At 51.8% G+C, this 14,359-nt stretch carries 14 protein-coding genes; 4 read left to right on the top strand and 10 right to left on the bottom strand.

Annotated elements, in window-relative coordinates; genetic code table 11:
* Window positions 1–104: 104 nt before the first annotated feature.
* Window positions 105–1,016, top strand: coding sequence for an RluA family pseudouridine synthase (locus T260_RS129690; RefSeq protein WP_011230332.1), 912 nt, complete (start codon window positions 105–107; stop codon window positions 1,014–1,016).
* Here the strand turns inward: T260_RS129690 and prpE are convergent.
* The gene (gene prpE, locus T260_RS129695; RefSeq protein ID WP_011230333.1) at window positions 1,013–1,750 is read right to left on the bottom strand and encodes a bis(5'-nucleosyl)-tetraphosphatase PrpE; all 738 of its coding nucleotides are present in this window, start codon (window positions 1,748–1,750) and stop codon (window positions 1,013–1,015) included. The two genes, T260_RS129690 and prpE, sit on opposite strands and share 4 nt — an antisense overlap.
* A gap of 206 nt (window positions 1,751–1,956) precedes the next feature.
* Window positions 1,957–3,132, bottom strand: a complete 1,176-nt coding sequence (locus T260_RS129700) for an FtsW/RodA/SpoVE family cell cycle protein (RefSeq protein WP_011230334.1) — start codon at window positions 3,130–3,132, stop codon at window positions 1,957–1,959.
* 198 nt (window positions 3,133–3,330) lie between these two features.
* Between T260_RS129700 and fabI the strand changes: the two genes are divergently transcribed.
* A complete protein-coding gene (fabI, locus tag T260_RS129705; protein WP_011230335.1) occupies window positions 3,331–4,107 on the top strand; it encodes an enoyl-ACP reductase FabI in 777 nt (258 codons plus the stop codon).
* A 119-nt stretch (window positions 4,108–4,226) separates the two neighbouring features.
* Window positions 4,227–4,637 (top strand): CotO family spore coat protein, encoded by a 411-nt coding sequence (locus T260_RS129710; RefSeq protein WP_011230336.1) that lies wholly within the window; start codon window positions 4,227–4,229, stop codon window positions 4,635–4,637.
* A gap of 154 nt (window positions 4,638–4,791) precedes the next feature.
* Here T260_RS129710 and T260_RS129715 read toward each other — a convergent pair whose 3' ends face one another.
* The 8 genes from T260_RS129715 to T260_RS129750 form a co-directional block, all read right to left on the bottom strand.
* Window positions 4,792–6,363, bottom strand: a complete 1,572-nt coding sequence (locus T260_RS129715) for a glycosyltransferase family 4 protein (RefSeq protein ID WP_023633986.1) — start codon at window positions 6,361–6,363, stop codon at window positions 4,792–4,794.
* Window positions 6,364–6,365: 2 nt separating this feature from the next.
* Entirely contained in the window at window positions 6,366–7,460 is a 1,095-nt protein-coding gene (locus T260_RS129720) for a CotS family spore coat protein (protein WP_014195186.1), read from the bottom strand.
* 255 nt (window positions 7,461–7,715) lie between these two features.
* Window positions 7,716–8,870: a glycosyltransferase family 4 protein gene (locus T260_RS129725; protein ID WP_011230339.1), complete on the bottom strand. Its 1,155-nt coding sequence runs from the start codon at window positions 8,868–8,870 to the stop codon at window positions 7,716–7,718.
* A complete protein-coding gene (locus T260_RS129730; protein ID WP_011230340.1) occupies window positions 8,867–9,823 on the bottom strand; it encodes an NAD-dependent epimerase/dehydratase family protein in 957 nt (318 codons plus the stop codon). Before T260_RS129730 ends, T260_RS129725 begins: the two co-directional genes overlap by 4 nt.
* Window positions 9,820–11,103 carry a UDP-glucose dehydrogenase family protein gene (locus tag T260_RS129735; RefSeq protein WP_011230341.1) on the bottom strand — a complete coding sequence of 428 codons (1,284 nt, stop codon included), beginning with the start codon at window positions 11,101–11,103 and terminating at the stop codon, window positions 9,820–9,822. The genes T260_RS129730 and T260_RS129735 overlap by 4 nt, the downstream gene beginning before the upstream one ends.
* Window positions 11,104–11,283: 180 nt before the next feature.
* Window positions 11,284–12,366, bottom strand: coding sequence for a glycosyltransferase (locus tag T260_RS129740; protein WP_011230342.1), 1,083 nt, complete (start codon window positions 12,364–12,366; stop codon window positions 11,284–11,286).
* Between the two features lie 6 nt (window positions 12,367–12,372).
* Window positions 12,373–13,368 carry an aminoglycoside phosphotransferase family protein gene (locus tag T260_RS129745; RefSeq protein WP_011230343.1) on the bottom strand — a complete coding sequence of 332 codons (996 nt, stop codon included), beginning with the start codon at window positions 13,366–13,368 and terminating at the stop codon, window positions 12,373–12,375.
* 161 nt (window positions 13,369–13,529) lie between these two features.
* Window positions 13,530–13,832, bottom strand: coding sequence for a hypothetical protein (locus T260_RS129750; RefSeq protein WP_011230344.1), 303 nt, complete (start codon window positions 13,830–13,832; stop codon window positions 13,530–13,532).
* Between the two features lie 174 nt (window positions 13,833–14,006).
* On the opposite strand from T260_RS129750, the gene T260_RS129755 reads away from it, so the two are divergent.
* The gene (locus T260_RS129755; RefSeq protein ID WP_011230345.1) at window positions 14,007–14,357 is read left to right on the top strand and encodes a DUF1360 domain-containing protein; all 351 of its coding nucleotides are present in this window, start codon (window positions 14,007–14,009) and stop codon (window positions 14,355–14,357) included.
* The last annotated feature ends 2 nt before the right edge of the window (window positions 14,358–14,359 follow it).

Below are 14,359 nucleotides of genomic sequence, written 5' to 3'. Positions count from 1 at the left end.
TGGTCTTTTGGCGCGGATGCCGATTCCGTTTTAGCGGCGCCAAAGGAAAGTGGATGGAACACGATGAGCAAGACGGAGATTTTTGATCAGAAAGGTGACGAACATTGCCGCCGTTTACCATGACCTTTTCCATCGATGAACAGCACGACGGAAAGCTGCTGCGCCAGTTTTTGCAAGAGAACGGCATTTCGCGGACGGCGCTTACCGATATTAAATTCCATGGCGGGGCGCTGTTGGTTGACGGTCGGCCCGTCACCGTCCGCCATGTGCTGCGCGCCGGCGAGACGCTGTCGGTTGTCTTTCCGCCGGAGCGGACAAGCGATTGGATGGACGCAGAAGCGATGCCGCTTGACATTCTGTATGAAGACGATTACGTCCTTGTTGTCAACAAACCAGCGGGATTGGCGACGATTCCGTCGCGCCACCATCCGGGCGGGACGCTCGCCAATGGCTTGCTTCACCATTATCGAAAGCAGCAGCTCGACTCGACCGTCCATATCGTCACCCGGCTTGACCGCGACACGTCCGGGCTCGTGCTCGTCGCCAAGCACCGCCACGTTCATCATTTGTTGTCGGCATTGCAGCAAAAAGGGCACGTTGTGCGCACGTATGAGGCCATTTGCCATGGCGTCATTGTCGAGGATGAAGGGACGATTGACGCCCCCATCGGCCGCCAAAGCGACAGCATCATTGCTCGCGAAGTGCGGGAAGACGGGAAGCCGGCTGTCACTCATTTTCGTGTACTTGAGCGGCTTTATGGCTATACATACGTTTCGCTCCGGCTGGAGACGGGGCGCACGCACCAAATTCGCGTCCATTTGGCTTATCTCGGCCACCCGCTCGCCGGCGATGAACTGTACGGCGGGAGCCGGGAGATGATCGGCCGCCAGGCGCTTCATAGCCGGCAGCTGTCGTTTTTTCATCCGTTTGCCGGGCGCTGGTATACATGTTCCGCCCCGCTTCCTGACGATATGGAGCTCCTCATCGAGGCAACGCGCAGAAGGTGCGCTGATTAGGAGAACGTGCGGAATTTTTCCGGAACGAACGGCATCGAGGAAGGAACGGAGACCGTTTCCATTTCCGGATAGCGCAAGGCGGTCAGCGCGCCGCCGAATACGCAGCCGGTGTCGATGTTGACCGTCCGCCCGACAAACCGCGGTTTTTCGACCGGCGTGTGGCCATATACAACCCATGCGCTGCCGTGATACCGTTTCGCCCAGTCGCGGCGCACCGGCGTCCCGTCCTGGTTCATTTCGCCGGTGATGTCCCCGTACAGGACGAACGTCTTGACTTTTTTGTCCGTCCGCCCGATATAGTCGTGACGGATGCCGGCGTGGGCGATGACAAGGCGCCCCTCATCGAGCACCGCATACAGCGGCGCCTGTTCATACAGGCGGATGAACTTGCGGCGGATCATCTCCTGTTCGCTTGGAGGCAAGGTGCGATATTCTGCGACCGTCGTCTCAAGCCCGTGGGCGATTTGCACGTTTCGTCCTAAAAAAAAGCGGTACAGCTTATTGCAATGGTTGCCTGGCACGTAGTAAGCCAAATTTCGCTCAACAAGGGCGCAGACGATCTCGATCATGTTCAGCGATTCAGGACCGCGGTCGGTCAAATCGCCGACGAAGCCGAGCTTTCGTCCGTCGGGATGAATCGGCACCCCTTCGTCCCAATGGTAGCCGAGTGTTTCCGTCAATGCGGCGAATTCACGGAAGCAGCCATGAATGTCGCCGATGATGTCCACTTGCATCGAATGTGCTCCTTTCTCGCCATAGTGGTTGTACTACCAGTATGTCCGTTCAGTCAGGAAAAGAAAAGATGCGGCGGTTTTGCCCGTCTCATCGCGGCTTTTGCGGGGGCAACGCCCAAACGGCGGAGCCCGCGGCCAGGAAACAAAGAAGTGGAGTTGAGCTTGATGGCGACAAAAAACGCCGCCTGCGGACACAGCAAGCGGCTTTATTCATCGCTTGCGAACATAAACTTCCGCGTTCGCGAATGAACGTTTAAGACGAGGCCGATCGCCAGCATATAAGTCGCCAGCGAGCTTCCTCCATAGCTGATGAACGGAAGCGGCAACCCCGTGATCGGCAAAAGTCCAATCGTCATGCCAATGTTTTGGAACACTTGGAACGTAATCATGCCCGCGACGCCGGCGCATAAATAGCTGCCATATAAATCGTTGCTCTCCAAGGCAATATGGATCATGCGATAAATGAGCAGGAAAAAGAGAGACACGACGATGCTTGAGCCGACAAATCCGAACTGTTCTGAGATGACGCCAAACACAAAGTCTGTGTGCGCCTCCGGCAAATAGACTTGTAAGTTGCCCAATCCTTTCCCATACAGTTCCCCTGACCCAATGGCCATAAGCGAACGGATGAGCTGGAAGCCTTGTTCGTTGGAATATTCATATGGAGCCAGCCAGCCGTAAAACCGGTTCAACTGGTAATCTTCTTTAATAATGTACTTATGGAAGAAATCAGGAAAATAAAAGAAAATGAACACAACGACTGCCACCATTGTTACACCGGAAAGGACAATGCCGAAAATGATGCGCCAGCGGATGCCGGAAACGAGCACCAAGGTGGCGGTGATGGCCATAAACACCATCGACATGCCCATGTCCGGCTGCTTGGCGAGCAAAATGAGCGGCGGCAAGACGGTCAAAGCGATTTTGCCAAGCAATTTAAAATCATCGCTGATCGTCGGTTCGGGATATTTTTCCCGATGGTTGACGATGATGCGACTTAGGACGATGATCATAAAAATTTTCATCAGCTCGGATGGTTGAAAGTTGCCTCCAGGTAGATGGTACCAGCTCGTCGCCCCCTTAATGGTTACTGATCCTGGGACGTTCAATTCCAGCCCAAGCAACAGCAACATCCCGAATCCATACAAATACCAAGCGATTTGAAACAGCCGATCATAGTCAATGATCATCGTCAAGGCGATCACGACAGCGCCGATGGCGTACCATTGCAGCTGTTTCGAAGCGAAGTTGACGTTTTGCAGTTTCTCCGGCAGCATCGGTTCTGCGCTATGGATGGCGATGGCGCTGACGACCGCCATCAAGAATAAAAGGAACAGCATATGGTAATCCAGCTTCGATTTGGAAAAACGATCATGATCCATGGAACGATCCTCTCCATTCAAATGTGCCATATACCATATTAGCGAATCGCGCCGGTTTTGCAAAGTGGGAAAAACCGCCGCCAGCATGAAGGAATCGGAAGGCAAAAGGGAAGCGTGCATTTACATCGGCCGCCGCATCGCCTATAATAGAATTAACACCTGGTGCTAAGAATAAATGATAATTGGGAGGATGAGCGAATGGTCTTATCGTTGGAAGGACGTACATATGTCGTGATGGGGGTGGCGAACAAACGAAGCATCGCCTGGGGCATTGCTCGTTCGCTTCACGCTGCCGGCGCTCGGTTGGTGTTTACGTATGCCGGAGAGCGGTTTGAAAAAGAGGTGCGGGCGCTTGTGGATACGCTTGGGGACGAACGTTCGCTTCTGCTGCCATGCGATGTGGCAAAAGATGAAGACATCGTTCAATGTTTCGCGCAAATCAAAGAACAAGTCGGCGTCATCCACGGCGTCGCTCATTGCATCGCCTACGCCAATAAAGAAGACTTGAGCGGGGAATATATGAACGTCAGCCGCGAAGGCTTTTTGCTCGCCCACAATATCAGCGCATATTCGCTCACCGCGGTTGCGCGCGAGGCGAAAGAGCTGATGACGGAAGGCGGCAGCATCGTCACCCTCACGTACTTAGGCGGCGAGCGCGTCGTGCAAAACTACAACATTATGGGTGTGGCGAAAGCGTCGCTTGATGCGAGCGTGAAATATTTGGCGAACGATTTAGGCAAATACGGCATCCGCGTCAATGCCATTTCCGCTGGACCGATTCGCACACTGTCGGCCAAAGGGGTGAGCGATTTCAACTCGATTTTAAAGCAAATCGAAGAACGCGCTCCGCTCCGCCGGACGACGACCCAAGAAGAAGTCGGCGATGCGGCGCTGTTTTTGTTCAGCGACTTGTCGCGCGGCATCACCGGGGAAATTATTCACGTCGACTCGGGATACCACATTTTAGGATATTAAAAACGTGCGAGCAGCCGTTCCTGTTGATGGAGCGGCTGTTTTTTGCTTGACTTGGGCAATTATTGAGATCACGGGCATACATATATAAGGTAAGGCAAGCATGGAAAAGGGGGATCGACGTGCGGAAACAAAACGTTGTGGAGACGGAGCCGTTGCTTTACATTGTGCAGCCAAAAGCGATGCGGGCGGCGGCGCATATGCAAGAAACGTTTATGTGGACTAGCCGAACGCAACAGGAAGAGGAAGGAAATTCCAACGATGAACGAGGCGGCGAGGAGGAACCGACTGAATTTTTTGCCAAAAAAGAATTCCAAGCGATGGCGCTCGACGAGCGGCTGGCCTTTTTGGCGGAGCTGCCCGGCCATTTGCCGCCGCTGAAATGCCAATTTGTCATGAAGGATAAGAGCTATGAAGGCATATTAAAGAAGTGCACGGCGACCGAGTTGACGATCGCCGATGAACAGGGAAACGAAACGGTCATCGGGCGCGCGCAGCTTCTCGCGGTGACGATGATCGGGTTTGTGCAGTAACGCATTTCCTTGCGTTGAAACGCATCTTTGCCTGAATGCGTTGCGGCGCCAGGAAAGGATGATGAGGGTTTGTTTCCTTCATTTGCTGTGGGAGTGTATTCTCATTTTTATTTTGGATGTCCGTCATTTTCTTCTTGGCGATTTTCGATTCGTGTTAGTGTGAGCTTGCAATCGTAAAATGTTTGGTGTCATGTTTCGCTTGAGCCAATTTGCGGTTCAAATGCGTTTTAGGCGACGCGTCCAGCGTTTGTTGGTTGCCGCTTGCAATGGTAAAAGGTTTTATGTGGCGGCCGGTTTGGGGCTGTTTAGGAGCTGGGTCGCTTTTCGCGAGTTCAGTTCGCTCTGCCGCAGCTTCTTTTTGTTTGGCTGTTTGTTGATGGTCTTCCATTGATATGGCACGCTCTTTTTTGGTTTTTCCCTTTTTCGTTTTGTCGGATGACGCTGCCGCGTTCTTTTTCGAGTGGACTTTTTCTTTTGCATCCGCTTTAGGGGTTGGCCGGTTCAGTTGTTCTGTTGCATCTTCTTTCAGCGGTTCTATTGTCATGCCGGCTGCTTGTTCTTCACTCACTACAGCTTGTTCTGTTTTCTCCGCCTGCTCCCAAACTTCCAATAACTCGGAAGCGACTCGCTCCCAATGATAGATCGAAATCGCAAGCTGCCGGCCTTTTTCTCCCATTCTTCTCATCAATGATTGATCCGATAATATTTGGGCAATCTTGTTGGCAAAATCACTCGGGTCCTCCGGATTTTCTACGATAAGGCCGTTTTCATTGGCGAAAATGACTTCCGGATTGCCGCCTCTCGCGGTCGTTACGATCGGAAGGCCTGCTGCCATGGCCTCATAGTGGACGCGCGCCAACGGTTCCTGCCATTGCGAGGTGCATACAAACAAATCAGCCGCCGCAAACCAATTTTGGATTTCATTCGGTGGGACAAAGCCTGTCGTGACAACGGGGACAGGCATTCGTTTCGCCAGTGCTCTTACATATGCGACATAATCAGTAATGTCATTTTCGCTAAACCAGTTGCTCCCGACAATCACCAGGGCTAAGTTTTTAAATTTTTTTGCCAGCTCCGGCAATGCTAGAATGAGTTTATCGACCCCTTTATTGCGAGACAGCCTTCCGGCGAACAAAATGACCGTTTTGTTTTCCAACCCATGTGCCCGCCGAATGTCGTTGCGTATTTTCTGCATTTTTGGATGATTTCCCGGCAAAAATCGTTCGCTGTCTACTCCAGAATAAATCGTGCGCAATTTTGGCGATGCCTGCGGATATAGACTGCGGATGACATTGCCAATATAATCGCTCACTGTTACGATGTAGGCCACTTCTGCGATGGCCGCCGTTGCTTCTTCTGGATCGATTTTTTCCGGTTGAAACATATCATTGTGCATACTTAACGTCATTTTGGCGTCGGGCGCTGCCTGCCGGATGGGCAGAACAAGGCGGGGGCGGTTAAAGATATGGATGAGATCGAACTTGTTCGCTTCCACATAACGAACAACGTTTTCCCGGTATATTTCAAATATTTTTCCCGGTACGCGCACGTAGCGAACGCCTTGGATGGTTTCTTGCTCGGGAAGCGACGAATCGCTGATGCCTAAAACGGTAATATCATGGAATTGGCTTACATGTGGAAGAATGCCGGAAATATACGTTTGAATGGCTCCGCCGAGTACAGGGGGAACGGGGAGTTTTTCTGTACAAACCATCAAAATCCTCATATTTATCCCACTCCTTTCCAGTCATTTTCGATTTCTGCCAATACAGGCCACTTTGACTGGTCGGTTTCGACAATCGTTTGAATTAACTGTGCTGTTTGTTCATTGAGAAAAATTTCCGGTTCATAGACGACTTCTTTCATATTTTTATAAAATTCGTTTGGCATGGCCAAGTCAATCATCAAAAGCTCGTATAATTCAGGTGTGATTGGATTTGCTTCGTGGTACGCTAGAATCATTTCCCGCACCCATGTTGCATCCCATTTGTATAAATCCGCCATTGTGCCGCTAATGAGTTTTCGTAAATCACGAATCGGAAGGTCAAAGGCAACTCCGTCGAGATCAATAATCCACATTCCGTCCGCGCCCATTTGGCCGTTGGACCAACCGTAGTCTTGGTGAACCAACCCCCAATGAGCCGTTCCTTGCTTGACGAATTCAACATAGCTGGATTGCAGGAATCGTTCCATGCCTTTTCGCGCCTGTTCTTCAAATCGGTCAACTACCTCTAATAATGGTGGGCTTGCCGGCATTTCAGGGTAGTATTTGGCAATGTTCCGAAACCAGCTCATTTTCGTAATCATTTTTTCATAGTTTTTTGGCCATTTGTGCAGCCGCGAAGCCATTTCCGCCTGTTTTGGGGGGACATACCCTTTGCTTAGCCGATGGAATTCACCAAGGGCATAACAAAGCTTTCTTGCTCCTTCCAAATCCTTTGTAACTGGCGTCAACGGTTCAATCCATTCCGCCACAAACCATAGTTTTCCTCCTGCCTCGACATAACTTTTTCCATCCTTTGTTTTTACAATTGGCGGCACTCTTGCCTTGCGCACTTCCACTAAATATTCTTGTGCTCCTAGGCTGAATAGGCTCCTTGTCGGCCTCCGGTGCAGCAGCTTCAAACTTTTCGGGCCTGATTTCGTTTCGAGCTTCCAAATCGCTCCTCCCTTGTCCGGTTTTGTCGTAACGATTTGCATGTTTTGAACGGATAAATCGTAGTTTTTCAGCACTTCCTCTGCCAGCTGGATGATATACTCAGGGATAAAAAATTCATGGGTCGTTTCATCGACGAGCCATGGTTCAATAACGATGTCTTTCATGCTATCCCTCCTGTCAGGTATTTGGGAATGGACGAAGTGAAATATGTGTGATTGCTACTAGGATATGTATGGAGAACGAAATTGGACTGGGTAAGCTCATTAAATAGAGGATATTTCCCGAAGCCTCTGCAGTTTGACGAACTGGGGGGCGGCGAAAGTGTGACGAGTGGGGATAGATGCACAAGGAGCGGCATGGTTGATTTCATCGGAGAAAGAGAAAAAGGCTGTCCCGAAAACATTTCTCTTAGACAGCCCTTATTGGTTTGGGGAAAGAGAGGAACATGCTTCGATATAAACCGTTTCAAACCGCTTGGCCACATGGTGGAATTGAAATTGCTGTTCAACGAGCGTTCTTGCCTTTTTCGCCATGGTTTCCGCTTCATGTTTGTTCACAAGCATGTAATCAATCGCTTCAAAAAAAGCGTGCGGGTTTTGGTAGTCATCGATGACAAAGCCGGTTTCGCCGTGGCGGACGATTTCGGTGTTGCCGCCGCGGTTGGTTGTCACGACCGGAATGCCGGCGGCCATCGCTTCGTAATGAACGCGGGCGAGCGGCTCGTGCCATTGCGAGCTGCATACAAACACATCGGCCATTAAGAGCAGTTTGGGGATATGACTGTGCGGAACGTAATTCGTAAACAGAACGCGATCGGCCATCGGCGCCGCGAGCTCATGAAGCCAGTCGATGTATTCGCTTCGGCCGGTGTCGCCGAACCATTTTCCGCCGACGATGACAAGCGCTGCCTCGGGATGGCGGATCAAAAGGGATGGCAGGCATTGAATCAGCAAATGCGGTCCTTTTGTTTTGCTGAGTCGGCCGAGAAAGAGAACGACTTTTTTATCGGTGAGTCCGTACGCTTCGCGTTCCGCTTGGCGGATGCGCCTGCCTTCTTCCGTCCAGACGGGGATGTATTGGGAAGCATCGACTCCGGAATAAACGACTTTTACTTTCTGAGGATCGATTGGGTAACGGTTTGTCACCGTCCGTTTGATGTATTCACTGACGGCGGTCAGCAAGGTGCAGGCGTCTAGCGCCCGCTTCGCCTGTTCTGCTGTAATTTTCAGCGGGGAAAACATGTCGTTATGCAGGCTTAGCACAAAGGCGCTTTGCGGAGCCGCCGCTTGGTAATCGATGAGCGGAACAGGACGATTGAAGACGTGGACGACATCGAATTTGTGCGCGGCCAACGCACGTGCCACATCCGTTTCATACGTGGCTTTTGGAAAACGGATGTAGCGGATGTCTCCGTCTGTCTCTTCAGGCGGCAAAAGCGGATCAGCGATTGAAAAAATCGTCAGTTCGTGGCGTCGGGCGATCAATGGAGCAATCCCATCGATCATCATTTGAATGGCCCCGCCCCGCACTGCCGGGGCGGGCAGCTTTTCCGTGCAGACATAGGCGATTTTCATGAATGCTCACCCTCATACAGCGAACGGATGTATTCGATCTCTTTTTGTAGGCCGCCCTCAAGCGTTACAACCGGCTTGTACCCGAGCAGCCGCTCCGCTTTTGCCAAGTCGGCCCACGTTTGTTTCGGCTCTCCGCGGGCGGAGGGGGTATACTGAATGATCGCTTGTTTTCCCGTCAGCGTTTCCAGCAGACGGATCACCTCATTGACCGATGCTCGTTCTTTTCCGCCGATATTGATCGTTTCTCCAATGACGCCATCCCGCTCGAGCGCGGCGATCGTTCCATCAACGCAGTCAGAAATATAGGTGAAATCGCGCGATTGTGTTCCGTCGCCGAACACGGTGAGCGGTTGTCCAGCGAGCAGCTGGCGGATGAAGCGGTGAAACGACATGTCCGGGCGCTGGCGCGGGCCATAGACGGTGAAATAGCGCAAAATGACGATCGGTACGGCGAACTCGCGAAAATAGACGCGGCATAAATGTTCGCCGGTGAGCTTCGTAATGCCATATGGGGAGAGCGGGGCCGGTTCAAGCGTTTCCGACAACGGGCCGCTCCGCTCGCCGTAGACGGATGAGGTCGAAGCGTAGATGAACCGTTTGAGTGGCCGGTCTTTGCATGCCTCAAGCAACCGCTGGGTAGTGGAAATGTTGTGTGCAGCATAGGCGGCAAACTCCGTCCCCCAGCTCGTTCGCACACCGGGCATGCCGGCTAAGTGGTAGACCGCTTCGACGTTTTGCAGCAAGGACGGCAAATCGGCTGTCAACAAATCCAGCTCAAGAAAGGTAAACCGTGGATGAGACTGCAAATGGGCAATGTTCTTCGCTTTTAGCGGCGCCGGCGTCGGTCCGAGAAAGCCGTCGACGCCAATCACATGATGCTCGTCGTTTTCCAGCAGTTTTTCGCATAAATGGGAGCCGATAAATCCGGCCGCACCGGTGACGAGAATGTTCACGGGCGCCCCACCCCCATGTAGCGCAAACCGCTTTGTTCGACTGCATGGCGATCCAAACAGTTTCGACCGTCAAACACGAGCGTCCCATTCATCGCCGCTTTCACTTGCCCCCAGTCAAGCGTGCGGAATTCGTCCCAATCGGTGGCGATGACCAAGCCATCCGCCCCTTGGATCGCTTCGTGCACCGACTGGACTTGTGTGACGCGGGTGAGCGGCTCCGAGAGCGTTGCCTTCGGGTCGTAGGCGGCAACCGTACAGCCGTTTTCACTCAATCGGCGGATGAGCGCTTCAGCGGGGGAAAAACGCGTATCGTCTGTATTCGGCTTGAAGGAGATGCCAAGCACGGCGATCTTTTTGTCCGTCAATGGGGCAAGTTGCTCATTGAGTTTTTGGAAGCAAACGTCAAGCTGGGTGGCGTTGATGGTCTGCACCGCCTTCAGCAAATGCGGCTCCACTTGGCGCGAACGCGCCGCATGTTCGAGCGCTTTGATATCTTTTGGAAAGCAAGATCCTCCATAGCCGAGGCCGGCCCGCAAAAAGTGTGGGCCGATGCGCGGGTCGAGGCCGATCCCGCGGGCGATGTCATTGACATCGACGGCAAACGCGTCACAGATGCGCGCCATTTCGTTAATAAAGGAAATTTTGGTCGCCAAAAACGCGTTGGCGGCGTATTTGATCAGTTCCGCGCCGGTCAGGCTCGTTGTGAGGTAAGGGGCGTTGATGCCGGCATACACCGCCTGCATGACGGCAAGCGATTGGTCATCATCCGGTTCGAGTCCGACGACGATTTTGTCTGGGTGAAACATATCGTAGACAGCCGACCCTTCCCGCAAAAACTCTGGGTTGGATACGATTCGGAACAACTGCGGTTTCACTCCTTTGCGGATAAGCTCGGCACGCATCCATTCATTCGTCCCCGGCGGGACAGTGCTTTTCGTGACGATCGTTTTGTACGATTTGATCGTCGTTGCCAAGCGGTCGAGCACCGCTTCAATATAGCGCAAATCGGTGCCGCCGTCGGGCCGCGGCGGGGTGCCGACACAAATGACAACGACGGCCGCCCGTTTGATATCATCCCAGCGGCCGCTGAACGTCAAATAATTATCATTTTTGGCAATCAATTCTTCGAGCCCTGGCTCATAAAACGGAACTTCCCCGTTATTGAGCAGGCGGATTTTCCGTTCATCATGATCAATGCAATGCACTTCATGCCCAAGTTCAGCAAGGACGGCAGCGGTGGTTAGTCCGACGTAGCCAGCGCCAATGATGCAGATGTTCATGCTAATAGGCCTCCTTCGTGAAATCTCCGGCTTTTATAGCGTATTAACGGACAAGTGTGGTTTGCTACATGGCAAGCGCCTAAAACGCTGGAAATGGCGCGGCCTATTTTCGTCGGACAACCTTTCTACTGTTTGGAAAGGAAAGGGGAAGAATTGAGCATCAAAAAAACCAGGTGACAGTTACCTGGTTTTTTTGATGAATTCATCATACAGCCGCTCCTGCACCTTGATTTGTTTCGTGATATCAAACCGCTGTTCAATCACTTTGCGCGCTTTTTTCGTGAAGGATGGAATTCGTTCCGGATGTTCCAGAAAAAAGCGAATGCCGTTCGCTAGCTCAAGATCGTCTCTTTCTGGTGCGAGATAGCCGGTGCGTTTGTGTTCGATCAATTCGGGGATGCCGGCGTGATTCGTTGAGACGACCGGCAGCCCGCTTGCCATCGCCTCTTTCAACACGTTGGGGATGCCTTCGATGTCTCCATCAGAAGCGGTCTCGCTCGCCAAGCAAAATAGATGGGCGCGTTCCATTTCGCGGGCGATTGAAGCGGCATCCATGGCACCCAGCAGGTCGACAAACGGATCGAGCTTCAGCTCGCTGACAAGCCGGCGGATGTTTTCTTCCTCTTTGCCGCTGCCGATGATGCGGAGGCGGCAGCGCGGATGAACTGCATGCACGCGCCAAAAGGCGCGCACGAGCGTTAAAAACCCTTTTTTCTCGACGAGCCGGCCGATCGAGAGAATGATGATGTCTCCGTTTGCAGGAATCGTCCGTTCCCGGTACGGAAATAAATCGAGCTCGATGCCGCCGTAGAGAACTTGAATTTTTTTCGGCGGAAAGCCTAGCGTGATCAGTTCATTGGCAAGGTAGCGGCAGACAGGAAGAAAGAGCGCCCCATGCTGTTTGAGCAAATTGTACCGTTTTTGATTGCGCCGCAAACTTTGATGCTTCGCCGATCCATCGCGGCCGCGGATGCTGACGACAAGCGGAATGCGATGGGCGATGCAAAGCGGAAGAATTTCGACGGCATGCTTTCCATGGTGAGCGTGAATGGCGACAATATTTTGTTCTTTGGCGAAGCGGCCGAAATCGTCGATGTCGTTGAGGCGGTAATAGTTGATGAGAGGAAACGGATGGATGCCGTCATCAGCGAATGACCCGATCATGATCGGGCGGTATTTTTTTAAATGAACCATTTGGTTGTAAATAAAACGTTGATTGATTTTCATTTTTTCATGAAGAAAGTGGGCGATCGTTTGTTTCATTTTTCTCTATCCCTCGCTTTTGAAAAAATCGGACAAGAATGCGAATTTTTTTGTTTCCTGTTCGGCGAGGCGGGTGAGCAAGTCCAAGGACGATGGGCTGTGCAACGCTTGCTTTTGTTTTTCACGGCCGACCGCTTCGCTGTAAAATACGTGAGGAAACATAGCATCAGCGACATAGACGCTCTTGTACGGAGCGTACAGCGGGCAAATGGAGAAATAAAGGTCAAATAGCAGCTTCGTTCGCTTTACCGCATCGTTTTTCGGGTTTTTCATCAATGAAACAAGCAGAAAGCGAAAATCATCAAGCGGGAGGCCATAGTAGGCGCGGTCAAAGTCAATCATCATGACTTCGTGGTTTTCCGCCAATAAAAGGTTGTTGCTGTTGTAATCCCCGTGGCAAATGGCCTTTCGTTCTTTCGCTGTGCGGCAAAAATCAGCTAGATTGCTTTTTTCAAGCCATGCATAACTTTGATTAGCGATCCGGGCCATCTGTTCCATTATATGAGAAAGAGTGTCACCATGATCGATGGCCTTTGCCTGCTCCTCTAACTGTGCTGCTTTTTGCCGATGTGCGCTCAGCACGTCTTTTGGCTCCGGAAACGATGAAGGGCAGGGGCCGATCCAATCGGCAAACAGACTGTGAGCATGAAAGCGGGCGAGCCCTTCGATCCGTTGTTGGAAAGAGGGCTTCGTTCCGCTTGGGACGATGTAGTCCATCAAATAGTAGTAATGGCCTTTTCGGTGGATGTAATATTGGTCTGTTTTCGTTTGGAAGATTTTTGGGACATGAAATCCTTCTTGGTACAGCTTTGAATGAAGCAAAATCGGAAAATTCGTTTTGTCTTCGCTCAGCCGTTTCAGCACGTACCGTTCCCTCGTTTTTTTGTTTCGCACAAGCCATACTTTGTCGTTTTTCAGTTCCTTCATGATATCGACTTCAGTTCCAGTCAGGTCGTAACTGCTTAAAATGTCAAACAACAAGCGAGATCGTTTCGAAGCCAAGATCAGTTCCTCCTAGCATCTATTGTCGATTAGTAAAAGTGTATGTAATACGAGAAGCGAATGTATAGACAAGCGCACTAGTCAATGAGAAAACGGCGCCGCCAAAAAAATAAGCGCCGACCGCGCTGGTTGGCGTCAGCCGGCTGTGCCTTCTTTTCTAGCTATTCTTCCTCTTCATCTGTGTCGGCGGATGGAGCTGGCCTCATGGAGGCAGGGAGATCGATTGAGGTGATCGTGGCAGCATCGATCGTAAGCGAGCGCCCCCCCTCTTTATAAAAGCGGTCAACCAATAGCGAGACGCTGTTCGTCCGCGGCTCGAAGCCGAGAAAAAGCGCATTGTAATGCGTCTCGTTGGTGGTGTGCACGTTAACCTCAGTGTTGAGTGGAAGCGCGGCCAGCTGTTCGTAAAGAGCACGGGGAAGGCGGGGGCGGGTTGGGCGTCGGTTGAAAAAGACATGGTACATCGCGTCGCCTCCTTTCTAGTCTCTTGTGTTAAAAACCTATACTCCATCATATGATTGGCGTAGGAGAGCGTTTGGGTAAACGTCTGTACCAAAGAGAATTCGCTAGCTGCCAAATGGGAACGACAGAAGGCAATCGGTTTTTTGCGGTCATAATCATGGAAAGGGGAGGGGAGCATGGACGATCCGTTTTCATTTGTCCTTCTTTGTTTAGCCAGCTTTCGCCTGACACGGCTCATCGTATATGACGCGATCACCGCCTGGATTCGCCGTCCCTTTCACGAATGGACGGAGCAGGAGCTTCCGGACGGAAGCAAACAAGTGTTTCTTTCTTTCAAGGGAGGCGGGCTGCGTCGCTGGTTTGGCGAACTGCTGAGCTGCTACTGGTGCACGGGGATCTGGTGTGCGGCGTTTTGTTATATTGGCCTAATGCTTTGGCCGAATGTTTTTGAGCCGCTCATTATGCTTCTAGCGATTGCCGGCGGGGCGGCGATCATGGAGACGATCGTTAGTAAATGGTTGTCGTAAGG

Origin of the sequence: Geobacillus thermopakistaniensis (genome assembly GCF_000498995.1) — a bacterium.
In the GTDB taxonomy this organism is placed as follows: domain Bacteria; phylum Bacillota; class Bacilli; order Bacillales; family Anoxybacillaceae; genus Geobacillus; species Geobacillus thermoleovorans.
This window is presented reverse-complemented; position numbering and strand designations above follow the sequence as displayed.